This window comes from Aeromonas sp. WP2-W18-CRE-05 (assembly GCF_014168615.1).
In the GTDB taxonomy this organism is placed as follows: domain Bacteria; phylum Pseudomonadota; class Gammaproteobacteria; order Enterobacterales; family Aeromonadaceae; genus Aeromonas; species Aeromonas caviae.
This window is the reverse complement of record NZ_AP021917.1, coordinates 3,039,723-3,061,724: the sequence shown is the minus strand read 5'-3', so window position 1 is coordinate 3,061,724 and position 22,002 is coordinate 3,039,723. Positions and strand designations below refer to the sequence as shown.

Genomic DNA, 22,002 nt, shown 5'->3' with positions numbered 1-22,002 from the left:
CATGAAGTTTGCATTTCCCATCCTCACTGCCAAAGGGGAAGAGTTCAAGGACGTCAAGGCACTGACGGCGCTGATCAATGGCGAGCAATCGGGTCACTATCTTCTTGGCAATCACAACAAATGGCATGGCGGCATTCATATCAGCGACAAGAGTGCTCCTTGGTGCAAGGATAAGTACCCTGTCAGAGCCATGGCCGATGGCAAGGTGGTGGCCTTCCGGATGATGAAGGATTACCTGACCTCTGAATTTCAGGGGGAGTCCTTGCGTTATTCCAACTGTTTCTGCCTGGTACAGCATGAATATTGTGAAGTGAATGCAGAGACCAAGGCGAAAAATGAGTTCACCTTCTACTCGCTCTATATGCATCTGCTGCCTTGGGATCAGTACCAAAGCACCGAGAAGCTGGTACTGAAGAAGGGGTGGAATGCGCGCAATTCCGTTCCCCATGCCAATCCCGATGCCGAGCAGCAGCGTGTTGATGCCGCCTTGCCGCGCTTCACGCTACCTAAAGATACCGAACTGGAAATGGACAGCAGTGTACCATCCCAAAAGGGGAATGTCGGGGGCAAGGTGTATGACTTCATCAAGGTGATCATCAAGAGTCAGCTGTCCAATACCCAGATGAAAGAGGCTGAGAAGGCCGGTGTTGTGGTCAGTCAAGGGAGTTCGGTCTGGATCGCCAATAGCCCGGAAGCAGTGACCTTTATCAAGCCCAATGTGCCAACCTGGCTATTCGATCAGATAGAGGCGGAACTGCTGACTAATATGGTTGGTCGTGCGGATCCTGTTTTCAATGGGCCTACAGGTCGTCTGAGGGCAGGAGACCGAAGCGTTTCTCTGCCCGCAGGAACAAAAGTGACGTATGATGCCCACCAACTCGAATTCCATTGGGTGGGTGACAAAGCACGCAAGATGGCCAAATGCGAATATGTGACACCGAATGCAGATGGTGCTGCGGGTAGTTGCGGTATGGCCTGGGTGTGCGTCGAAGATGAATTTATCAAGGTAAATGCGCGTACACCTTCTCATCTTGGTGAGCTATATGTGTTGCCATCTCCCGTGGCTATTGCCGCAGGTGAGACCATCGGCTATCTCGGCCTGGTGGAAACGCCTGGCTCTTTGATTGGTGGCAAGAAGAGCAAGCATCAAGTCCATCTTGAAATCTTCACCCAGGATCCCAGACTGGACGAAGTATTGGCCAACAAAGCGGGAACAAAAGGTGGTGCCACCTATGCCAAGGTCCCGGCGGGACTCATCTTGCACGAGAAGAAAAAGCAGGATGGTAAAGATCTCTGGGTGGCAACCGGTGACAAGAGTCTGGAAGCGCTGGTTGAATCACCAACGTTTGAAAAAGATGCCACCAAGCAGGAGTGGGTCAGCATTTCGTCAGGAAAATATGTCAAGAAAGAGCAAGTGGAGCTATTGAGCCAGCATGACTGGCTTAAGATTGGCTTTAAAAAGGTCGATGGTTCAGGATCAGATGGTTATCTGGACCCGGATGCGCCGCCTACTTTCTTTACCGAATTGGTAAACAGTTTCGATACCGACAAGAGCGGTGAACTTAGCAGTGAAGAAATACAGACCGCGCTGCAAAATAGCAGCAATGCAGAGCAACTTCACAAGCTTATTGTCAAGCATCCCAGCGAGTGGTATGAAAAATCGTCGGCCAGCAGTTATCTGTGGCTGGAAAAACTGATGGCTAAAATTGGCTTGCCTGATTTTGACCTGCTGGTGGATCACGAGAAACAGCGTATCGATAAGCTGGAGTGGATGCAGAGTGCAGCGAAGCTAAAGCTTGATAAGGCAGTTTGGCATATTCAGCCATTAACATTATCACGGCTAAATGGCAATCAGTGTTTGTGTGGTCGAGATATTGAACTGAAACATTTAGAAAGTGCAATCGAAGGGAAGGCTTCAGTGGGAAATTTATTTTCACGGTCATCATATGCTGGTATTACAAGTATTTCTGCAGATATCTTCCTCAAAGAGCTTAATGCGGCTATGAATTTCTATGGTGTTTCAACATGCCTTGATAAAATGCATTTCTTGGCACAATGTCTTGTTGAGACTGACTTTTTCAGAACAACGGAAGAATATAAGAATAAAGACGGCACCACTCCATCTAAATGGGACGAATATGGTGGTGGAAGTTTCTATCATGGTCGAGGACTAATACAGATAACACATAAAAAAAATTACGAGAAATATTTGGCGTCAATTGATTTACTGCCTATTGATAGTGATAAGGTCGAGATGCTTGCAAGTAAAATCCATCATGCAGTGTACTCTGCTGTATGGTATTGGGTTTCTGGCTCGGCATGGGGCGATATAAGAGGTTTCACGAAAAATAACGATTTCTTGAAAGTAACTATTGCTGTAAATGGTGGTTTTAATCATGTAAAAGAGCGAAATGAGTCACTGCTGAGATTAAGCAAGAGCATAGATTGTAGAAATGTAGACTTTTCCAAATTGAAATTTAAAAAGTTTGAGTTTTCTGAAAGTGCTCTTAAAGACTCTAAATGGTATAGCGCGTATAAAGATGGTTCAATGGTTAGGAAAGCGAATCAAGATCTGGAGTCTGTTAATGAATAATCCACCTCTCTTTTTTTTATTGACTATTTGTGGTCTTTTACCTTCATGGGTAAACGCTATTGAAGGCTGCTCAGATGAAATATCTCATCAAGTTGAAACTAAAACTGAAAACGGTGAGCCGATTAGCATGCTTTCTATAAAATATAATGAGGAGGTGGAATCATTTACGGTACCTTTTACATCGGAAAATAGTTCATGTAAAAAAGTAAGCGATAATGGAGTTATAAAAATTTCAGTTGTTGCTGATAGGCCTAATGTGAGCGCAGTATATTATTTTGATATTACTGGGAAAATTAATTATATAGGTAGTGCATCTATATTTACAAGCGCTGGCGAGGAGCGAGTAAGTGGTATTGGTGAGATAAATAAAGGTAATGATATTACTAAAATAAATTTGGAAGGGGTGGCAAATGAGGATTCTGCCATCATAAGCAAAATAATAGATGTCCCATATATTCATGTAAATAGTGAAGTGCCTGACTTATACAGTAAAATGCGATATATTGAGATAGATGAACTGTCAGAAAGCACAGGAAGCAAAATTTGTGACAGTGGAGACCGCGTTTTTTATTATTGTAAGACCACGTCAGGGCGTTATTTAAATTTATGTTACTCTCCATTTTCAGGAGATATAACCTATGCTTATGGTAAGCAGAAAAAAGAAATATCTCTCAATGACTACTCCTTAGTTGGTGATAGGTTTATTTTCAAAAATAAAAATACTAGCTACAATGTATCTCCTGAAAAGGGCGAAATTTCAGTCACACAGAATGGAAAAGAATTGGCTGTTATTTCATGCAGGTGAAGATTAATATTAAATTATTATGCGTGACACCGGCTTAAGGCCGGTGCTTTTACAAAATTACAAAAAATCTATTATAACATTACCTCTATTTTTTTCCTGAGACAGGGGGCCGATCTTGGCAGCATTTATCTCCTGAGGGTCATTGGACATGGTGGTAGAAACTCAGTGAAATGTGGTATTTGCAAACGAGGTTGTCGGATGCGATCACCTGCAACTTATGTTCAGTAATCTAGCATGATGATTAATTTTTCATGTCTTGCTACATTTCCGCTTGTTTCCCAAGCAAGCAATGATCATAATTTCATGAGCCGCCTTATCATTCATGGGGTAAGGATTCTGTGACAATGCTTTCATTTTTATAATTTCATGCCGAAAACAAAGACGTAATTTATATGGTGTTAATTAGGTATTTTCTTGAAATACCTCTTTGTGGGGGTTTTCGGGGCTCAGCAAATAATAAATGCATGTGGCATATAGCTTTTTTAATTTCATTCTCCAGTTCGACAGAGGCATTAATAGGGTTCAACTTGATGGAGATCAACATAAAGGGGGAAGGGGAGGCATAGCATTCCCGCAATTAAGCATTTGTCAAACAATGCTCACTGACGGGAATAAGAAGAATGGTCGAGGATACTTTTTTATCGGCTCATGGAATTAATCGCCGTGACTTTATGAAATTGTGCGCCGGGATGGCCGCAACCCTTGGATTAAGCCAACACGCCGTCGCCAAGATGGCCACGGCGCTCACCAGCCCCGAGCGGCCACCGGTGATCTGGATAGGGGCGCAGGAGTGTACCGGTTGCACCGAGTCGCTGCTGCGCGCCACCCACCCCACCATCGAGAACCTGATCCTCAACACCATTTCGCTGGAGTACCACGAGGTGCTCTCGGCGGCCTTCGGCCATCAGGCCGAAGAGAACAAGCACAATGCCATCGAACGCTACAAGGGCAAGTATGTGCTGGTGGTGGACGGATCCATCCCGCTTAAAGATGGCGGCATCTACTGCATGGTGGCGGGGGAACCCATCGTCGACCATATTCGCCGCGCGGCTGCCGATGCGGCTGCCGTCATCGCCATCGGCTCCTGCGCCGCCTGGGGCGGGGTGCCTGCCAGTGGTGGCAACCCGACCGGTGCCGTCAGCCTGGAAGAGGCCCTCGGCAACCTCGGCACGCCGATTATCAATATCCCGGGCTGCCCGCCCAATCCCCACAACTTCCTCACCACGGTCGCCTACTACATCACCTACGGCAAGCTGCCGGCGCTCGATGCCAAAAAGCGGCCGCTGTTTGCCTATGAGCGGCTCATCCACGAAAACTGCGAGCGTCGCCCGCACTTCGACGCCGGCCGTTTCGCCAAGGAGTTTGGCGACGAGGGCCACCGTCAGGGCTGGTGTCTCTACCATCTGGGCTGCAAGGGGCCGGAGACCTACGGCAACTGCTCGACCCTGGAGTTCTGCGACGTGGGCGGCGGCATCTGGCCGGTGGGCATCGGCCATCCCTGCTACGGCTGCAACGAGCAGGGGGTGGGTTTCAGCAAGGGGATCTTCCAGCTCGCCAAGGTGGAGAATCCCACCCCGCGGGTGAACAAGCCCGACGTGGCCATTCAAGAGGGGGGGCACATGTCGCCCACCGCCACCGGCCTTATCGGTGGGGCGCTCGGGGTGCTGGTCGGGGTGAGTCTGATGACGGTGCGCGAGCTCGGTCGCCAGCAGAAGCGCCATGAAGCCGGACAGCACTCATCACGGGAGGAGTGACCGTGAACAGACGCAACTTCCTCAAATTCGCCTCCGTCGGTGCGCTGGCGGCGGGCACCACCGTCTCCGGCACTGCCCTGGCAGCGGCCGAGAACAAGCCGCCCATTCCCGGCGCGCTCGGCATGCTCTACGACTCCACCCTCTGCATCGGCTGCCAGGCCTGTGTGGCGGAGTGTCAGCGCCTCAACGGCAACCCGGCCAATCCGGCCGGGGAAGCGACCTGGTCCAACAACGACAAGCTGAGCCCCTACACCAACAACATCATTCAGGTGTGGAAGAGCGGCACGGGTGAGCACAAGGATCAGCTGGTGGATGGCTATGCCTACATCAAGAAGCAGTGCATGCACTGCGTCGATCCCAACTGCGTCTCCGTCTGCCCGGTGCAGGCGCTGACCAAGGATCCCAGGACCGGCATCGTCCATTACGACCCGGACGTCTGCACCGGCTGCCGCTACTGCATGGTGGGCTGCCCGTTCGACGTGCCCAAATATGACTACGACAACCCGTTCGGGGCGATCCACAAGTGCGAGCTCTGCAACCAGAAGGGGCTTGAGCGGATCGATCAGGGCAAGTTACCTGGTTGTGTACAGGTCTGCCCGACCGGCGCGGTGATTTTTGGTACCCGCGAGGAGCTGATGGCCGAGGCCAAGCGCCGGCTGCTGGCGACCCCGGGCAGCGAATACGCCTACCCGCGCCAGACCTTCAGCGCCAACGATCCCTATCTGCACGAGGTGCCCAACTACCAGCCTTACGTCTATGGCGAGAAGGAGGGGGGCGGCACCCAGGTGCTGGTGCTGGCCGGGGTGCCCTACACCAAGCTAGACATGCCTGACTTGCCGGAGCTCTCCTCCGGGGCGCGCTCCGAGCACACCCAGCACACCCTCTACAAGGGGATGGTGCTGCCGCTGGTGGTGCTGACCGGGCTCTCGGTGCTCATTCGCCGCAACACCAAGGACCATCAGGATGGCGACGATCATGACTCGCACGCGGGCCATGACAAGCAATCGGGAGGCAAGGATCATGAGTAATCACAAGGCACATCCGCTGGGGGGCAGGCTGGTCAGCTGGCCGGTCATGGTGCTGGCGCCGTTCGTCATCCTGTGCGGCATGCTGATCCTCAAACGCCTCATCTTCGGGCTGGGCTCGGTCACCGATCTCAACGGCGGCTACCCTTGGGGGCTCTGGATCTCGTTCGATCTGCTGATCGGCACCGGTTTCGCCTGCGGCGGCTGGGCGCTGGCCTGGGCGGTCTACGTCTTCAACCGGGGGGAGTATCACCCCCTGGTAAGGCCGGCCCTGCTGGCGAGTCTGTTCGGCTATTCGTTGGGCGGCCTCTCCATCACCATCGACGTCGGCCGTTACTGGAACTTACCCTACTTCTACATTCCGGGTTTCTTCAACACCTCCTCGGTGCTGTCCGAGACGGCGGTCTGCATGACTATCTACATCGGGGTGATGGCGCTGGAGTTTGCCCCCGTGCTGCTGGAGAAGTTCGGCTGGAAGGCCTCCATGGCACGACTCAACAAGATCATGTTCTTCATCCTGGCACTGGGGGCCCTGCTGCCCACCATGCACCAATCCTCGATGGGCTCTTTGATGATAGTGGCGGGGGAGAAGATCCATCCGCTCTGGCAAAGCTACGAGCTGCTGCCGGTCTTTTCGCTTCTGACCGCCTTCATCATGGGCTTCTCCATCGTGGTGTTTGAAGGCTCCCTGGTGCAGGCAGGGCTGGCGGGGCGCGGCCCCAACGAGAAGTCGCTGTTCTACAAGCTGACCCAGGTGATCGACATCTTCCTGATCCTGTTCGTGGCGCTGCGCTTTGCCGAGATCGTCATCAACGACAAGTCGGAATATCTCTCCCAGTGGAACCGCTACGCCTTGATGTTCTGGAGCGAGATCGCGCTGATGATCTTCCCGCTGCTGGTGTTCCACTGGGACAAGAGCCGCCGCGATTCGCGCATGTTGTTCCTGGGGGCCCTCAGCATGCTGCTGGGCGCCGCCCTCTGGCGACTGGACTACTCCCTGCTCGCCTTCAACCCCGGCAATGGCTACCACTACTTCCCCTCTGCGGCGGAAGTGCTGATCTCCCTGGGCTTCGTCGCCATCGAGGTGTGTGCCTATTTGCTGCTGATCCGGCTGCTGCCGGTACTGCCATCACTTGAACGTGTTCACCAAGATTATCAGGCCCGAGGGAAAGCCAACGTATGAGCCAACGTATCACCATAGACCCAATCACCCGCATCGAGGGTCACCTGCGTATCGACTGTGAAATCGAAGGCGGCGTCGTCACCAAGGCCTGGTCGTCCGGCACCATGTGGCGCGGGATGGAGGAGATCGTCAAGGGCAACGACCCGCGCGATGCCTGGATGATAGTGCAGCGCATCTGCGGGGTATGTACCTCCATTCACGCCATCGCCTCGGTGCGGGCGGTGGAGAACGCCATCGGCGCCAAGGTGCCGGTCAACGCCCAGTACATCCGCAACCTCATCATCGCGGCCCACAACATCCACGATCACATCGTCCACTTCTACCAGCTCTCCGCGCTGGACTGGGTGGACATCACCGCGGCCCTTGAGGCCAATCCGCAAAAAGCGGCGGACATGCTCAAGGGGGCATCGACCTGGTCCCTCAACAGTGCCGACGAGCTGACCAAGGTGCAGGATAAAATCCGCGCGTTGGTAGCCAGCGGCCAGCTCGGCATCTTTGCCAACGGCTACTGGGGTCACAAGGCGATGAAGCTGAGCCCGGAGGTGAACCTCATCGCCGTGGCCCACTACCTGCAGGCACTGGAGTGCCAGCGCGATGCCAACCGCATCGTCGCCATCCTCGGTGGCAAGACCCCCCACATCCAGAACCTGGCGGTGGGCGGCGTGGCCAACCCCATCAACCTGGATGCACCAAGTGTGCTCAACCTGGAGCGGTTGCTCTACGTGAAGAGCTTTATCGATCGGCTCGGCGAGTTCATCGAGCAGGTCTACAAGGTGGATGCCGCCATCATAGCCGCCCACTACCCCGAGTGGCTGAACCTGGGGCAGGGGGCCAAGCACTACCTGAGCGTGCCGGAGCTGCCCACCGACGGTGACGGCGGCAGCTTCCTGATGCCGGGTGGCTACATCGAGAACGGCGATCTGGCCGGCTATCGTCCCATCGAGAGCCATCAGGATGCCTGGTTGATGGATGGCATCGCCGAGAGCAACAAGCACGCCTGGTACAAGGATGACGCCCCCCTCAAGCCCTGGGAGGGCAAGACCGAGCCCAACTACACCGGCTGGCAGGATGACGGCAAGTACTCCTGGGTCAAATCCCCCACCTTCTACGGCAAGGTGGTGGAGGTGGGGCCGCTTGCCGACTTGCTGGTCAAGCTCGCCGCCAAGCACCCGGAGACGGTGGCGCATTTCGATCAGCTGAACGGTCTCTACAAAACGCTCACCGGTTCAGCCATCAAGACCGAGCAGCTGCACTCCACCCTGGGCCGCATCATCGGCCGGGCGGTGCGCTGTTGCGTGCTCAAAGACACCCTGTCTCACCAGTGGAAGGCGCTGGTGGACAATATCGGCAAGGGGGATGTCAGCGCCTACATCAAGACCGAGATCCCGGCGGACAAGGAGTTTCGCGGGGTGGGCTTTGAAGAGGCGCCGCGCGGCATGCTCTCCCACTGGATCGTCATCAAGGGTGGCAAGATCGAGAATTATCAGGCGGTGGTGCCATCGACCTGGAACTCGGGCCCGCGCAACTTCAACGACGAGCCCGGCCCCTACGAGCAATCTCTGGTAGGCACCCCGGTGGCGGATCCTGCCAAGCCGCTGGAGGTGGTGCGCACCATCCACTCGTTCGACCCCTGCATGTCCTGCGCGGTGCACGTGGTGGATACCCAGAGCGGTGAAACGACTCAAGTGAAGGTGCTGTGATGAACACCCTGATCCTGGGCGTGGGCAACCTGCTCTTGAGTGACGAGGCCGTCGGCGTGCGCATCGTCGAGGGGCTGGAGCGCGACTACCGCTTCGCCCCCGGCATCGAGCTGCTCGATGGCGGCACCGCCGGCATGGAGCTGCTCGAAGCGATGGCCAGTCGCGACCACATCATACTGGCGGACGCGGTGCGCAGCGGCAATCCACCGGGTACCGTGGTGACCCTGAAGGATGAGGCGATCCCGACCCTGTTCGGTCGCAAGATCTCCCCCCATCAGCTGGGGCTGGCGGACGTGCTCTCGGCGCTGCACATGACGGGGGAATCCCCCAGGCGGCTCACCCTGATCGGGGTCGAGCCCGCATCCCTCGAACCCCGCATCGGCCTCACTCCCGTGGTGGCGGCGGCGTTGGGGGAGGCGACGGATCGGATCCTGACCCTGTTGGCCAGTGTCGGTGCCCCAGCCATCCCGCTCTCTGAGCAGGAGAAGGCCGAGCGAGCGCGGGAGGGCCTATGGCGCAATCCATTGTGAATGAGGTAGTGAACAAGACAGTGAACGAAGCCGCGACAGAGCCGGCGCAGGAATTTGCCGGTTTTGCCACCAATCCCGCGCCCCTGCTGGTAGCCCAGTACGAGCGGATCGCTCGCGAAGAGATGCAGGCGTTGCCCTTCTATCACCCGGCCATGCCCATCGTGGCCGAGTGCACCCTGTTTGAAGGGCAGTGGCTTGGCTGCGTGCTCACCCCCTGGATGTTGAGCCTGGTGGTGCTGCCGGGGCCGGATCAGCTCTGGCCGGTGCGCAGCAGCAGCGATCGGCTCGCCCTGCAGCTCCCCTGCGGCAACCTGACCTTTATGGTGGGGGCATTGCCCGAGACGGGGCAGTTGCTGGCCTGCTCGCTCATGTCCCCCATCGACCCGCATCTGGGGGCCGACGAGGGCCGGGCGCTGGTGAGCAGCACCCTCAAGATGCTGCTTTCGCTTCCGGTGCAGCAGGGGGAGGGCGGCGTGGATCTGGGGCGCCGACGACTGTTCGGGGGACGAAAGTCCTGAGACCAAGGCGTGCCGACAACCGGGCGCGTCAGTTTGACACAGGGGCCGGCATGGGCCCCTCACTCGCCTCATTGAGGTGGCGTTGCATCTCTGCGAGTGAATCCTGGGAACAAGGATCATGATGAAGATTGAACATGGCCGTATCGATGGCCTGCTTGGTGCGCCAGTCTTGGTGCGGGCACTACCCCTGCTGGCCCTGCTATCGGGCGGTTTCTCTACCATGGCGCTGGCTGCCCAGCCCGTCCCCGCCGAACTCAAGCTCGCCATCGGCAGTGAGCCCACCGAAGGGTTTGACCCGCTGCTTGGTTGGAGCCACGGCAGCTATCTGCTGCTGCACAGCCCGCTGCTCAAGCAAAACGCCGACCTCAGCTGGCAGAACGTGCTCACCCAATCGGTGACCCCGAGCAAGGATGGCAAGGGGTGGCTTATCCGCCTCAAGCCGGATCTGACATTCTCCAACGGTGCACCGCTTACCGCAGAGGATGTGGCCTTCACCTACAACAGCGCAGCCCAGGGCGGCGGCAAGATCGACATGGGCAACTTTGTCTCGGCCAAGGTGCTCTCGCCCACCGAGGTTGCCATCACCTTGAGTGCTCCCCAGAGCACCTTCGTCAACGTGCTGGGATCTTTGGGGATAGTGTCGAAGCGGGATTACGACGCAAAAGCTTACGCCCAAAAGCCGGTCGGTGCCGGCCCTTACCGGTTGGTGAGCTTCCTGCCCGGCCAGCAACTGGTGGTGGAGGCGAACCCCTATTACGCCGGTGGCAACAATGACTTCAAACGGCTGGTCTTTGTCTTTATCGATGAAGAGAGCGCCTATGCCGCCGCCCAGAGCAGCCAGCTCGATGTGGTGCGCATCGCCCCGTCGCTGGCGCCTACCGTGCCTGCCTCCCTCAAGCTGTGGGTGCGCCCGAGTGTCGAGAACCGCGGTATTGTCTTCCCCATTCCGCCTGCGGGCGGCAAGGATGCCAAGGGCTATCCCATCGGCAACGACGTGACCTCGGATGTTGCGGTGCGCCGCGCCATCAACTACGCCATCGACCGCAAGTTGCTGGCCGACCAGCTGCTGGAGGGGCACGCCATCCCCGCCTACAGCGCGGTAGAAGGCTTGCCCTGGCTGAACAAAGCCACCGCCTTCAAGGATGGGGATGCTGCCCATGCCAACGCCCTGCTCGACGAGGCCGGTTGGAAGATGGGCAGTGACGGCATTCGCCACAAGGGCTCCCTGCGCGCTGCCTTTACCCTCTGGTACACCAGTGGCGACAGCACCCGCCGGGATTTGGCGGAAGCGGTGCGAGCCATGCTGGGGCCCATTGGCCTTGAGGTGAGCCTCAAGTCCGGCAGCTGGGAGCAGGTGGAGCGGGAGATGCACGCCAATCCGGTGCTGATGGGGTGGGGGAGTCTGGATCCCATGGAGCTCTATCACCACTACCAGAGCGGCTCCGGTGGCGTGGAGTTCTACAATCCGGGCTACTACAGCAATCCGGTGGTGGATAGCCACCTCAAGCAGGCGCTGGATGCCCCGAACTGGCAGGCGGCCGTGCCGTTCTGGCAGCAGGTGGAGTGGGATGGCAAGACCGGCGCCGGAGTGCAGGGAGATGCCGCCTGGGCCTGGCTGCTCAACGTGCAGCATACCTATCTCGCCAACCGCTGCATCGACCTTGGCAAGGGGGCGCCGGAAATCCACGGTAGCTGGTCCCTGCTCAACAACCTGCAGGATTGGCGGTGGACGTGCCGTTAAGTTCGCCCTTGAGTCACTCTGGTTATTTGTTGCTAAAAGCCCTGCTGCGTCTGGCAGGGCTGTTATGTCTGGTCTCGGTCGCCACCTTTGTGCTGCTGAGCTACTCCCCTATCGACCCCATCAAGGCCTATATCGGCAACGATCTGCTCCATGTGCCGCCGGAGCAGTACGCCCACATCGCCGCCCGCTGGGGGCTGGATCAGCCGCTCTGGCTGCGTTACTGGCACTGGTTCAGCCAGGTGCTGCAAGGAGATCTCGGTTACTCCATGCTCTACAACGCGCCGGTGAGCGAGGTGATTGGCCAACGCTTTGCCGCCTCCTTCCTGCTGCTGGCGGGGGCCTGGCTGCTCTCCGGCTGTTTCGGGATTTTGCTGGGCCTCTGCGCCGGTCGCTATCTCAATCACTGGCCCGATCGCCTGATTTGCCGCTTTGCCTACCTGCTTGCCTCCCTTCCCACCTTCTGGGTCGGCCTGTTGCTGCTCGCCCTGTTTGCGGTGCACTGGCCTTGGCTTCCGGTCTGCTGCGCCTGGACGCCGGGGCTCGCTGCCGATGAGGCGGATTGGGCCATGCGGTTGCGTCATCTGTTGCTGCCGGTCACAACCCTAGCCCTGCTGGGGCTTGGCAATATCGCCCTGCACACCCGGGCGCGGGTAGCCGAGGTGCTGGCGAGCGACTTTATTCGCTATGCCCGCGCCCAGGGGGATGGCGGCTGGCCCATGCTGCGCTTTCACGTGCTGCGCCATGCCCTGACCCCGGCACTCTGCCTGCAGTTTGCCTCGCTGGGTGAGTTGATTGGCGGATCGCTCTTGGCAGAAAAGGTCTTCTCCTATCCGGGGCTCGGTCAGGCCACCGTGGATGCAGGGCTGCGGGGCGATATCCCCCTGCTGATGGGAATCGTGCTCTTCTGTACCCTGCTGGTCTTTATTGGCAACACGGTGGCGCGGGTGCTGCTGGCCCGCATCAACCGCGGCTGGGAGGGCGATCATGATGTTTAATCCGCTCCCCTCCTTGCTGCGGCTGGGCTTTGCGCTGATCTGCCTGCTGCTGCTGGCCAGCTACGGCTGGAGCCTCTCTCATCAGGATGTGCCGATGGATCTGCTGGCCCGCCAGCAGCCCCCCTCGCTGGTGCACTGGTTCGGGACCGATCAGATGGGACGGGATCTCTGGCTGCGGGCCTTTCAGGGCACCCTCACCAGTCTGGAGCTGGGCATCAGCACGGCCCTGTGCAGTGGCCTGCTGGCCATGGCGGCGGCAAGCGTGTCGCTCATTCATCCCAGGTGCGATGGGGCGGTGCGCCTGGTGATCGACGCCATGCTGGCGCTGCCCCATATGCTGCTGTTGATCCTGATCTGCTTCACCGCAGGGGGCGGCATGCGTGGGGTGATCCTGGCGGTGGCGCTGACCCACTGGCCCAAGCTGGCGCTCATTCTCTGCGCCGAGGCGCGGCGGATCGCCAGCAGCGACTACGTGGTGCTGGCCCGCTGTCAGGGGATGGGAGCGCTGCGCCGCTGGCGCACCCACCTGTTGCCGGGGCTGTTGCCCCAGTGGTTTATCGGCACCCTGCTGATGTTCCCCCATGCGGTGCTGCACAGCGCGGCGCTGAGCTTTCTCGGCTTTGGGCTGGCGGCCCACGAGGCTTCGCTGGGTCTGCTGCTGGCCGATGCCCTGCGTTATCTGGCCGGCGGCGGCTGGTGGCTGGCCCTCTTCCCCGGTCTGATGCTGCTGACCTTGGTTTTACTGTTTGATCAGGCTACCCGTGCCCTGCAACAACTCTGGTTTGGGGGAGAACCATGCTGAGCTTCGACCAGTTGACCATAGAAGCGGCCCACTACTCCTGGCTGGGTCGGCGCAGCTGGCGGCCGCTCTTGACCGATATCAGCCTGCAACTGGCGCCGGGGGAGATAGTGGCGCTGGTGGGGGGGAGCGGCGAGGGCAAGAGCCTGTTGCTGCAAAGTGCCCTGACCCTGCTGCCGGACAACCTGCGGATGCGCGGCACCATCTTCCTCGATGGCGTGCCCCTGTGCGACGCCAGCCGGGCCGGACTGCGCGGCCACACCCTCTGCTATGTGCCGCAGGGGGTGAGCGCTCTCAACCCGCTGCTGACGGTGGAGCGCCAGCTGGGGCGTGCGGCGCGTCTCTGCGGTCAGAGCGGTTCTCGCGAGCGGCTCGGCCAGCAACTGCTGCGCTACCAGTTGCCCGCCACCACCCTGGACAGCTATCCGCGCCAGCTCTCCGGCGGCATGGCCAAGCGTATTCTGGCCTGCACAGCGGCGCTCGGCGGTGCCCGCTACATTCTGGCGGACGAGATCACCGCCTGGCTCGACGAGGGGCTGGCCTGCCAGCTGCTCGGCCAGTTGCGTGAATTGGCCAATCAGGGCAGCGGCATCCTCTGGGTGACCCACGATCTGGCACTGGCGGCCCGTTTTGCCGATCGCATCGTGGCGCTGCATCAGGGGCAGGTGAGCGACACCTTGAGCTGCCACCATCTGCGCCAGGGGCAGGGGAGCGAGATGCTCCGTGCCCACTGGCAGGCGCTGCCGGAGTTCAACGCGCTCTTCTCTGTGCCGGAGGTTTCCTGATGTTGGAAGTACAAAACCTCACTATCGCCCAGGGGGAACGTCCCGTTTGGCAGGGTTTATCGCTGACGGTGAAAGCGGGGGAGCGGCTCGGCATCTCCGCCCCCAGCGGCCATGGTAAGACCACGCTGGGGCGGGTATTGGCCGGTTGGCAACCGGTTGGGGCCGGCGGGCAGATCCTGCTGGATGGGCAGCCGGTGCCTGAACAGGTAAAAGGTTATAACCCTATCCAGCTGGTGCCTCAGCACCCGGAACTCACCTTCAATCCCTATCGCACCACCGGGCAGGCGCTCTGGGACGTATGGCGCCCCGATGACGCCATGCTGGCCCGCTTTATGGTCAAGCCTGAATGGCTCGGTCGTAAACCCGGCCAGCTCTCCGGTGGTGAGCTGGCCCGTATCGCGCTGCTGCGCGCCCTCGATCCTCGCACTCGTCTGCTGATTGCCGACGAGGTGACAGCCCAGCTGGATCCGCAGATTCAGCGCCAGCTCTGGCGGGAGTTGATGATTGAGTGCGAACAGCGCGGGCTTGGTATGCTTGTCTTCAGTCACCAGCAGGCACTGCTGCGCCAGATCTGCCATCGGGTGCTGCGCTTTGGTGAGATGCCTGCGGAGCAGGAGGCGATGGCCCGTAGCGTGGCCTGAGGATTGGCTTCCCCCTCATCCCCAGCCTTTCTCCCGCAAGGGGAGAAGGGAGCAGAAGGTGCCATTTCGCCAGGCTCGGGGTTTAGGGTTTGGAGAACCTCTGGGTTTGAAAATATGGCTGGTTGTTATGCTCGAAGCTCCCCTGAGGGGTTTGAGGGCGTCGTATAGTCGCGGCATCCACGAACCGGTCCCCTCTCCCTGGGGAGAGGGCCAGGGTGAGGGGACGCTGGCTACTCCGAACAGATAGCACGGCCGACAAGGTTCATAGACAAAAGAGAGGGAGGCATCAGCCTCCCTCTCTTGTTTTCTACCGTTATCAGCGGCGTTTAACCGGTTCAGGCACTGGCCAGCCAGTTAAGCCAGGCATCCATCCCTTCACCCGTGGTGGCGCTGACCTGGATCACCTGAATATAGGGGTTGACCCGTTTGGCGTTCTCGATGCAGCGGGCCACGTCAAAGCTGACGTAGGGCAGCAGATCGATCTTGTTGATCACCATCAGCTGGGCGGCGGCGAACATATCCGGATATTTCAGCGGCTTCTCTTCCCCCTCGGTGACAGAGAGGATCGCTACCTTGTACTTCTCGCCGAGATCGAAGCTGGCGGGGCAGACCAGATTGCCCACGTTCTCGATAAAGAGGATGCCCCCTTGATGGGCGGGCAGCTGGTGGCAGGCGTCGTGAACCATTTTGGCGTCCAGATGGCAGCCCTTGCCGGTGTTGATCTGCACGGCAGGGACGCCAGTAGCACGGATGCGATCCGCATCGGCGCTGGTCTGCTGATCCCCTTCGATCACGGCGCAGGGGCGTTTTTCGGCCAGCAGGCGCAGGGTTTCGCACAGCAAAGTGGTCTTGCCTGACCCCGGGCTAGAGACGAGATTGAGCACCAGTTGGTCGGCAGCTGTGAAGTGCTCACGGTTGTGGGCCGCCAGCGCGTTGTTCTTGGTCAGCACATCCATCTCGATGGCGATCAGCTGGCGCTGCCCCATACCGGGCACCGACAACCCCGCTTCCCCTTTGCCGTAGTGCAGATCACCCTGCTGGTGGTCATGGTCATGGTCATGGTCATGGTCATGGTCATGGTCGTGGCTGTGATCATGGGGATGTGCGTGAGAATGGCCGTGGTCATGAGAGTGGACATGATCATGATGATGGTCGTGGGGGTGATCATGGTGGTGCTCATGGGGGTGATCATGCCCCTCATGGCTTATGGGAGCCCGCACCCCGTGGTAGTGGTGATGGACATCCCCCTGATGGTGATAGTGGTGGTGAATGATCAGGGTGCGCGGCGCGCTCTGCTCGTGATCATGATGGTGATGGGCGTCATGAGCATGATGATGGTCGTGTTCATGACCATGTTCATGGTGATGTTCATGTTCGTGATGATGCTCATGATCGTGCTCATGGCCGGCGATCCGCGCCTGGCCGCATCCGCATACGCTACACATATCAACTTACCTCGATGTCGGTGATGCGCAGGCTGTTCCCTTGCGCGACTCGTAATTTGTATCCGCCACACTCGGGGCAGGCTTGCCCGCGCTCGGTGAGGGTGACCGTCTGGTTGCAGTCGTAACACCAGGCCTCTGCCGCCTGGTGCAGGAAGTGAAGTTGGGCGCCTTGGGCCACAGTGCCCTTGGCGGCCGCCTCGAAACAGAAGGCAATGGTGTCCGGGTCGACGCAGGAGAAGCTGCCAACCTCGAGCCAGAGGGCGGTCACCTTGGTAAACCCCCGCTGGGTGGCCTGCTCGGCCGCCAGATCGATGGCTGCCATGGCCAGAGACATTTCGTGCATGGTGGCTCCTTAACCGATATGGGGAGGAGCAGTGACTCCTCCCTGTCATTGACGGAACGGCATGGCCGCTCAGCAGATCCGCGGCAGCAGCTCCCCTTGCGGCAGCTCCAGATAGCGGCGGCTGCCCCAGGGGTTGTTCAGGATCACCTTGTGGCGATCGCTCGCCTGCACCACGCCGATCTGGCTGGCTGAGGGGTTGAATTGCCGCAAGATGCCCAGTGCGTCCTGTGCCTGTTCGGCAGGCAGGGCCAGCACCATGGTTCCCTCGTTGGCGAGATCATGGGGCTCGAAACCGTAGAGCTCGCACAGGCCGCGCACCGGATCGCACACCGGAATGGCGGACTCCTCCAGCTCGATGGCCACTTGGGAGGCACTGCTCCACTCGTTGAGCACGGCGGCAAGGCCACCGCGGGTGGCGTCGCGCAGGGCGTGAGGGGTAATCCCCGCTTTTAGCAGCGCTTCTACCAGCGGCCAGAGGGTGGTGCAGTCGCTCTTGAGATCGGAGCCCAGTTGCAGGGCGTCGCGGGCCATCAGGATGCAGGCGCCGTGGCTGCCGATATCCCGCGACACCAGAATGGCGTCACCGGCTTTGAGGCTCCGCACCGAGATGCCCCGGCTCTGCTCAGGCAGCGGGAAGGTGCCGACCCCGCTGGTGTTGATAAAGATCTTGTCGGCGGCCCCCTTGGGCACCACCTTGGTGTCGCCGCAGACGATGCGGGCACCGCTGTTGGCAAGTTCGGCGGCCATCGACTCGACGATGCGGGCCAGATCGGCGTAGGGAAAGCCCTCCTCGATGATAAAGCTGCAGCTCAGATACTCGGGCTGGGCACCCATCATGGCGAGATCGTTGACCGTACCGGCGATGGCCAGCTTGCCGATATCGCCCCCCTCGAAGAAGAGCGGCGAGACGGTAAAGCTGTCGGTGGTGAAGGCGACGGGGCCCTCTACCGGCAGCAGGGCGGCATCTTCACCGCGCAGCAGGATCTCGTTGCCAAAGTGGCGAAAGAAGAGGTGGCTTATCAGCTGGTTCATTTCCACGCCGCCGCCACCGTGGCTAAGTTGGATTTCTCTCATCGTGATTGGATCTCCACAAGGTTGCCGAAGCAGACTGATTCATCTCCACTCATCACCCGACCACCGTGGCTTAACTGAATTTCTCTCATTGGATCCCCATATATCGGTAGTAGGCATTGCAGGCCCCTTCGGAGCTGACCATGCAGCTGCCCATGGGCTGGGTCGGGGTGCAGCCCCGGCCAAAGACGTTGCACTGGTTCGGCTTGGCCAGCCCACGCAGGATATCGGCGCACTGGCACGCCTTGTGGTCATCGATGGGAGTCTGATTGAGTTGAAAGTGACGTTCCGCATCGCGCTTGGCAAAGGTATCGCGCAGGCGCAGGGCCGAGGCGTTGATGTCCCCAAGGCCTCGCCAGCGAAAGTGCTCGCGGGTCTCGAAAAAGCGCTCGACCAGCCGCTGAGCGGCTTTATTGCCACAGGCGGTGACGGCGCGGCTGTATTGCACCTCCAGCGCGTAGCGACCCTCCACCTTCTGGCGCACCATCATCAAGAGCGCCTCCATCACATCCACTGGCTCGAAGCCGCTCACCACCACCGGCACCTGATAACGATCGACGATGGGCAGGTAGATATCGGCGCCAGTGATGACGCTGACGTGGGAGGGGCCGATAAAGGCGTTCACCTTGGCCACTCCGTCGGCCATCACCGCATGAATGGCGGGGGGCACCAGCACATGGTTGATATGAAACAGCAGATTCTCGACCTCTTGCTCTTCAGCGGCAGCCAGCAAGGCGGCCGTCATGGGGGTGGAGGTCTCGAAACCGATGGCGAAGAAGACCACGGTTTTCTCAGGGTTCTCACGGGCGATACGCAGGGCGTCGAGGGGGTCATAGACCGGGCGGATATCGCTCCCCTTGGCCCGTTGCTGGGCCAGCGTGCCCCTGGAGCCCGGCACCCGGATCATGTCCCCCAGGGTGACCAGAATGACGTTCGGTTGGCGGGCGAGCTCAATGGCCTGATCGATGCGCTCTTTGGGCATGATGCAGACCGGGCAGCCGGGGCCGTGGACAAACTCGATGCTGGCCGGCAGCAGCTGGTGCAGGCCGTATTTCATGATGGTGTGGGTATGGCCGCCACACACCTCCATCACCCGCAGCGGCTCGGGGAGTAATTTGGCCTGTTCGGTGATCTGGGCGGCGAGGGCGCGGATAACCTCGGGCTGGCGAAAGCCCTGAAAGAGATCATTCAAGGTCAGCATGGCAAGATATCCTGCGCAGGGATAAGGGCCACCATCTGGCGGAAGCTCTCGAGGCTGGCCTGCGCCTCCTCTTCGTCAATCTTGCTCATCACAAAGCCGATATGGAGCAGCACATAGTCGCCCACCTGGAGAGGCTCTTCGAGCAGCATGCAGCTGACGCGCCGCTGCACTCCCAGGGTGTCGACGGTGACGCAGTTATCTTCGGGGTGCAGCTGCACCACCTGAGAGGGGATGGATAGACACATGAATTTCAGGACTCCGACAAGGTGGCACAACCGGTGGTGACAGGCTGGTGTGTGGCAAGATGGTGGATGGCAAACCAGAGCTGACCGGCGGCGATGCCACCGTCATTGAGCGGCAGGGTTTCAGAGGTGAGTACCTGCCGGCCGGCGGCTTCGAGAGCGGGCACCAGCTGGTCCATCTGCACCCGGTTTTGAAAAACGCCGCCCCCGAGCGCCACCGGATAGCCGGGGAAGCGCTCGGCCAGGGCAACCACCAGATTGCTGATGGCGCGGATAAAACCGGCGGCCAGGCGGGCGGTGGAGGTGCCTTTGCGCCGCTCGCTGACAAGGGTATTGATGAGCTCTGCCCACTGGATCTGCAGTGGTCCCTCTGTTGCTTGGCTGAGATCAAAGGCAAGGGGGAAGGGATGTTCATCGGGGGTCAGCTGCAAGGCGGCTGCCTCCAGCAATAGCCCCGCTTCGCCCTCGTAATCGGGGGTGTCGATCACTCCCAAGAGCGCCGCCACCGCATCGAACAGCCGGCCGATGGAGCTGGTGTAAGGGGCGTTGCGACCCAACTGCCAGAGCTGGTGCAGGTTGCTGATCCGCTCAGCGGGCAGTTGTTTGATCGCCGGAATATCGAGGGCGCTGATCTCCTCCACGCCATAGGATTCAAACAGTAGCCCCAGCAGCTGGCGCACCGGCTCGCGAATGGCCGCTTCGCCGCCGATCAGCTTGAAGGGGGCAAGGTGGGCAACCCGCTCAAATCCCTGAACGTCTGCGATCAGCAGCTCGCCGCCCCAGAGGGTGCCGTCATCGCCAAGGCCGGTGCCATCGAAGGCAACCCCCAGCACCGGGCCCGTGATGTCATGTTCGGTCATCACTGCCAGCAGGTGGGCGTGATGGTGCTGCACCTCGAGGTGGGTGGCACCCTGATGGCGGCAATAGCTTTTGGCCCACTGGTGGCTGAGATAGCCCGGGTGGCGATCCGACACCAGCACTTCGGGCTTGAGATCGTAGAGATCGCGAAAGGTCGCCAGGGTCTGCTCGAAGTGCTCCTGCATCGGCAGGCTGTGCAGAGCGCCGATATAGGGGCTGTAGATGCGCTGGCGGCCGAAAGCCAGCGCCAGCTGGTTCTTCTGCTGCGCCCCGACCGCCAAGAGCGGCACCCTGACCGCCTCTTGCAGGCTGGGGGTGCAGGGGGCATAGCCCCGGGCCAGCCGCAAAGTCTGGCGTCGCCCACCGGCCCACTGCACCAGACTGTCGTCGCACGGGTGCAGTATGGGGCGGTTGTGATCCAGGATGCCGTCAATCTCGCTGCCGAGTTCCCTGACTACTGCCTCGCACTCGATCAGGATCGGGCTGCCGCGACCATTGGCGCTGGTGGCTACCAGCGGCATGGCGCAGGCGTCCAGCAGCAGCTGGTGGAGCGGGGTATAGGGGAGCATGACGCCAAGGTAGGGGATGCCGGGGGCGATCCCCTCGGCCAGCGGCGCGGTTGTCAGTTGGGATTCTGAGTGCCGATCATCGTTCTTTCGCTTGCGCAGCAAGGTGATGGGTCTGGCCTGAGAGGCGAGCAGTTGCCACTCGTCTTCGCTGCCGGTGACATACAGTTTGGCCTCGGCAAGGGAGCCCATCATCACCGCCAGCGGCTTGCGCGCGCGTCGCTTGAGCTGGCGAAGCCGCGCCACGGCGGACTCACAGCGGGCATCACATATCAGGTGATACCCCCCCATCCCCTTGACCGCAATCAGGGCCCCCGCTTGCAGGGCGCGAGCAGCTGCTTGCAAGGCATCCTCGCGCTCGGCCAGGGCATCGCCGTGGCCGCTGCGCCAGGTCAGATGGGGCCCGCACTCGGGGCAGCTCACCGGCTGGGCGTGGTAGCGTCTGTCCAGCGGGTTTTCATAGGCCGCAGCGCAGGTCGGGCACATGGCAAAGCCCGCCATGGCGGTATGGGGTCTGTCGTAGGGGAGGCGGCGGATGATGGTGTAGCGCGGGCCGCAGTGGGTGCAGTTGGTAAAGGGGTAGCGATGGTGGCGATCGTTGGGGTTGGCCACATCGTTGGCACATGCCTCGCACATTCCCTGATCCGGCGAGATGGCGACCGTGGCGGCGCTCTGCTGCTGGCTCGCTTTAATTCGAAACTGGCCATCGAAGTCGGGATCCTGATCTCGGGGCAGTTCCCGCTCGCTGACATGATCGATACGGCTCAAGGGCGGCGCCAGTTCCCGCAGTTGGCGGGCAAAGCTGGCCAGCTGCTCAGGGGATCCTTCGGCACCGATGGTGACGCCGCTCGCGTCGTTCAACACATAACCGGCAAGGCTGTGGCGCAGCGCCAGCCCATAGACGAAGGGGCGAAAGCCGACCCCCTGCACGATACCGTCGATATGAAATTCCCGGCGCAGTCGAAGGCGTGTCGACGTGGTCATGGCGCCATCCAAAGAGGGGCCAGCGCCCCTCCCTGATAAACGGGGGGCAGGGAACCCTCCCTCATGACAGGGGGGCTGGGGAGGGCCGACAGGGGCGGCCATCCGGCGATCATCCTGGGGGATGTCATGCGATATCGAACTCCCATCTGCTGGCCTGCCGCCACGGCATGGGCCATCGGGTGCAACGAACGGGGGGCAACGGGCTGCGTCGCGATAGAAGGGG

General features: G+C 59.8%; 20 protein-coding genes. 14 read left to right on the top strand and 6 right to left on the bottom strand.

The features are described from left to right. Position 1: 1 nt before the first annotated feature. From H7R73_RS14275 to H7R73_RS14215, 13 genes are all read left to right on the top strand, one after another. On the top strand, positions 2-2,593 hold the full coding sequence (locus tag H7R73_RS14275) for a hypothetical protein (RefSeq protein WP_182951291.1): 2,592 nt from the start codon (positions 2-4) through the stop codon (positions 2,591-2,593). Further along, on the top strand, positions 2,586-3,398 hold the full coding sequence (locus H7R73_RS14270; protein ID WP_182951289.1) for a hypothetical protein: 813 nt from the start codon (positions 2,586-2,588) through the stop codon (positions 3,396-3,398). Before H7R73_RS14275 ends, H7R73_RS14270 begins: the two co-directional genes overlap by 8 nt. Before the next feature lie 620 nt (positions 3,399-4,018). Continuing rightward, positions 4,019-5,152: a hydrogenase 2 small subunit gene (hybO, locus tag H7R73_RS14265; protein WP_042008183.1), complete on the top strand. Its 1,134-nt coding sequence runs from the start codon at positions 4,019-4,021 to the stop codon at positions 5,150-5,152. Between the two features lie 2 nt (positions 5,153-5,154). Further along, on the top strand, positions 5,155-6,180 hold the full coding sequence (gene hybA / locus H7R73_RS14260) for a hydrogenase 2 operon protein HybA (protein ID WP_103259958.1): 1,026 nt from the start codon (positions 5,155-5,157) through the stop codon (positions 6,178-6,180). Continuing rightward, positions 6,173-7,360, top strand: a complete 1,188-nt coding sequence (gene hybB, locus H7R73_RS14255; RefSeq protein WP_182951287.1) for a Ni/Fe-hydrogenase cytochrome b subunit — start codon at positions 6,173-6,175, stop codon at positions 7,358-7,360. Before hybA ends, hybB begins: the two co-directional genes overlap by 8 nt. Beyond that, positions 7,357-9,060, top strand: a complete 1,704-nt coding sequence (hybC, locus tag H7R73_RS14250; protein ID WP_103259959.1) for a hydrogenase 2 large subunit — start codon at positions 7,357-7,359, stop codon at positions 9,058-9,060. The genes hybB and hybC overlap by 4 nt, the downstream gene beginning before the upstream one ends. Beyond that, positions 9,060-9,590, top strand: a complete 531-nt coding sequence (locus H7R73_RS14245; RefSeq protein WP_103259960.1) for a HyaD/HybD family hydrogenase maturation endopeptidase — start codon at positions 9,060-9,062, stop codon at positions 9,588-9,590. The genes hybC and H7R73_RS14245 overlap by 1 nt, the downstream gene beginning before the upstream one ends. Beyond that, complete coding sequence (gene hybE / locus H7R73_RS14240) at positions 9,572-10,108, top strand: hydrogenase-2 assembly chaperone (protein ID WP_103259961.1); 537 nt, start codon at positions 9,572-9,574, stop codon at positions 10,106-10,108. The genes H7R73_RS14245 and hybE overlap by 19 nt, the downstream gene beginning before the upstream one ends. Positions 10,109-10,229: 121 nt before the next feature. Then, complete coding sequence (locus tag H7R73_RS14235) at positions 10,230-11,849, top strand: ABC transporter substrate-binding protein (RefSeq protein WP_103259962.1); 1,620 nt, start codon at positions 10,230-10,232, stop codon at positions 11,847-11,849. Beyond that, positions 11,834-12,844, top strand: coding sequence for an ABC transporter permease (locus tag H7R73_RS14230; RefSeq protein ID WP_103259963.1), 1,011 nt, complete (start codon positions 11,834-11,836; stop codon positions 12,842-12,844). The genes H7R73_RS14235 and H7R73_RS14230 overlap by 16 nt, the downstream gene beginning before the upstream one ends. Further along, entirely contained in the window at positions 12,834-13,646 is an 813-nt protein-coding gene (locus H7R73_RS14225; RefSeq protein ID WP_103259964.1) for an ABC transporter permease, read from the top strand. The genes H7R73_RS14230 and H7R73_RS14225 overlap by 11 nt, the downstream gene beginning before the upstream one ends. Beyond that, positions 13,640-14,428, top strand: a complete 789-nt coding sequence (locus tag H7R73_RS14220; protein ID WP_103259965.1) for an ATP-binding cassette domain-containing protein — start codon at positions 13,640-13,642, stop codon at positions 14,426-14,428. The genes H7R73_RS14225 and H7R73_RS14220 overlap by 7 nt, the downstream gene beginning before the upstream one ends. Then, positions 14,428-15,069, top strand: a complete 642-nt coding sequence (locus tag H7R73_RS14215; protein ID WP_103259966.1) for an ATP-binding cassette domain-containing protein — start codon at positions 14,428-14,430, stop codon at positions 15,067-15,069. The genes H7R73_RS14220 and H7R73_RS14215 overlap by 1 nt, the downstream gene beginning before the upstream one ends. A 335-nt stretch (positions 15,070-15,404) precedes the next feature. Here the strand turns inward: H7R73_RS14215 and hypB are convergent, their stop codons facing one another. Then, the gene (gene hypB / locus H7R73_RS14210; protein ID WP_197971195.1) at positions 15,405-16,277 is read right to left on the bottom strand and encodes a hydrogenase nickel incorporation protein HypB; all 873 of its coding nucleotides are present in this window, start codon (positions 16,275-16,277) and stop codon (positions 15,405-15,407) included. Here hypB and H7R73_RS24205 point away from each other — a divergent pair. Then, positions 16,164-16,538, top strand: a complete 375-nt coding sequence (locus H7R73_RS24205; protein ID WP_235621348.1) for a hypothetical protein — start codon at positions 16,164-16,166, stop codon at positions 16,536-16,538. The genes hypB and H7R73_RS24205 overlap by 114 nt on opposite strands. On the opposite strand, the gene hypA is transcribed toward H7R73_RS24205, so the two are convergent. The 5 genes from hypA to hypF form a co-directional block, all read right to left on the bottom strand. Continuing rightward, on the bottom strand, positions 16,516-16,857 hold the full coding sequence (gene hypA / locus H7R73_RS14205; RefSeq protein WP_103259968.1) for a hydrogenase maturation nickel metallochaperone HypA: 342 nt from the start codon (positions 16,855-16,857) through the stop codon (positions 16,516-16,518). The two genes, H7R73_RS24205 and hypA, sit on opposite strands and share 23 nt — an antisense overlap. A gap of 69 nt (positions 16,858-16,926) precedes the next feature. Continuing rightward, positions 16,927-17,931 (bottom strand): hydrogenase expression/formation protein HypE, encoded by a 1,005-nt coding sequence (hypE, locus tag H7R73_RS14200; protein ID WP_103259969.1) that lies wholly within the window; start codon positions 17,929-17,931, stop codon positions 16,927-16,929. A gap of 85 nt (positions 17,932-18,016) precedes the next feature. Beyond that, positions 18,017-19,129, bottom strand: coding sequence for a hydrogenase formation protein HypD (hypD, locus tag H7R73_RS14195; RefSeq protein ID WP_182951283.1), 1,113 nt, complete (start codon positions 19,127-19,129; stop codon positions 18,017-18,019). Beyond that, positions 19,123-19,374, bottom strand: coding sequence for a HypC/HybG/HupF family hydrogenase formation chaperone (locus H7R73_RS14190; RefSeq protein WP_042648489.1), 252 nt, complete (start codon positions 19,372-19,374; stop codon positions 19,123-19,125). The genes hypD and H7R73_RS14190 overlap by 7 nt, the downstream gene beginning before the upstream one ends. Before the next feature lie 5 nt (positions 19,375-19,379). Next, positions 19,380-21,779 (bottom strand): carbamoyltransferase HypF, encoded by a 2,400-nt coding sequence (gene hypF, locus H7R73_RS14185; RefSeq protein ID WP_103259971.1) that lies wholly within the window; start codon positions 21,777-21,779, stop codon positions 19,380-19,382. Positions 21,780-22,002 lie beyond the last annotated feature (223 nt).

Coding starts and splice junctions, on each gene's coding strand:
- H7R73_RS14225 (WP_103259964.1), top strand. CDS start 12,834: ATGATGTTTAATCCGCTCCCCTCCTTGCTGCGGCTGGGCTTTGCGCTG.
- hypF (WP_103259971.1), bottom strand. CDS start 21,779: ATGACCACGTCGACACGCCTTCGACTGCGCCGGGAATTTCATATCGAC.
- H7R73_RS14215 (WP_103259966.1), top strand. CDS start 14,428: ATGTTGGAAGTACAAAACCTCACTATCGCCCAGGGGGAACGTCCCGTT.
- hybC (WP_103259959.1), top strand. CDS start 7,357: ATGAGCCAACGTATCACCATAGACCCAATCACCCGCATCGAGGGTCAC.
- hypA (WP_103259968.1), bottom strand. CDS start 16,857: ATGCACGAAATGTCTCTGGCCATGGCAGCCATCGATCTGGCGGCCGAG.
- H7R73_RS14220 (WP_103259965.1), top strand. CDS start 13,640: ATGCTGAGCTTCGACCAGTTGACCATAGAAGCGGCCCACTACTCCTGG.
- H7R73_RS14235 (WP_103259962.1), top strand. CDS start 10,230: ATGAAGATTGAACATGGCCGTATCGATGGCCTGCTTGGTGCGCCAGTC.
- hybB (WP_182951287.1), top strand. CDS start 6,173: ATGAGTAATCACAAGGCACATCCGCTGGGGGGCAGGCTGGTCAGCTGG.
- H7R73_RS14245 (WP_103259960.1), top strand. CDS start 9,060: ATGAACACCCTGATCCTGGGCGTGGGCAACCTGCTCTTGAGTGACGAG.
- H7R73_RS14270 (WP_182951289.1), top strand. CDS start 2,586: ATGAATAATCCACCTCTCTTTTTTTTATTGACTATTTGTGGTCTTTTA.
- hypE (WP_103259969.1), bottom strand. CDS start 17,931: ATGAGAGAAATCCAACTTAGCCACGGTGGCGGCGGCGTGGAAATGAAC.
- H7R73_RS14190 (WP_042648489.1), bottom strand. CDS start 19,374: ATGTGTCTATCCATCCCCTCTCAGGTGGTGCAGCTGCACCCCGAAGAT.
- H7R73_RS24205 (WP_235621348.1), top strand. CDS start 16,164: ATGGGGATGTGCGTGAGAATGGCCGTGGTCATGAGAGTGGACATGATC.
- hybO (WP_042008183.1), top strand. CDS start 4,019: ATGGTCGAGGATACTTTTTTATCGGCTCATGGAATTAATCGCCGTGAC.
- H7R73_RS14275 (WP_182951291.1), top strand. CDS start 2: ATGAAGTTTGCATTTCCCATCCTCACTGCCAAAGGGGAAGAGTTCAAG.
- hybE (WP_103259961.1), top strand. CDS start 9,572: ATGGCGCAATCCATTGTGAATGAGGTAGTGAACAAGACAGTGAACGAA.
- hypD (WP_182951283.1), bottom strand. CDS start 19,129: ATGCTGACCTTGAATGATCTCTTTCAGGGCTTTCGCCAGCCCGAGGTT.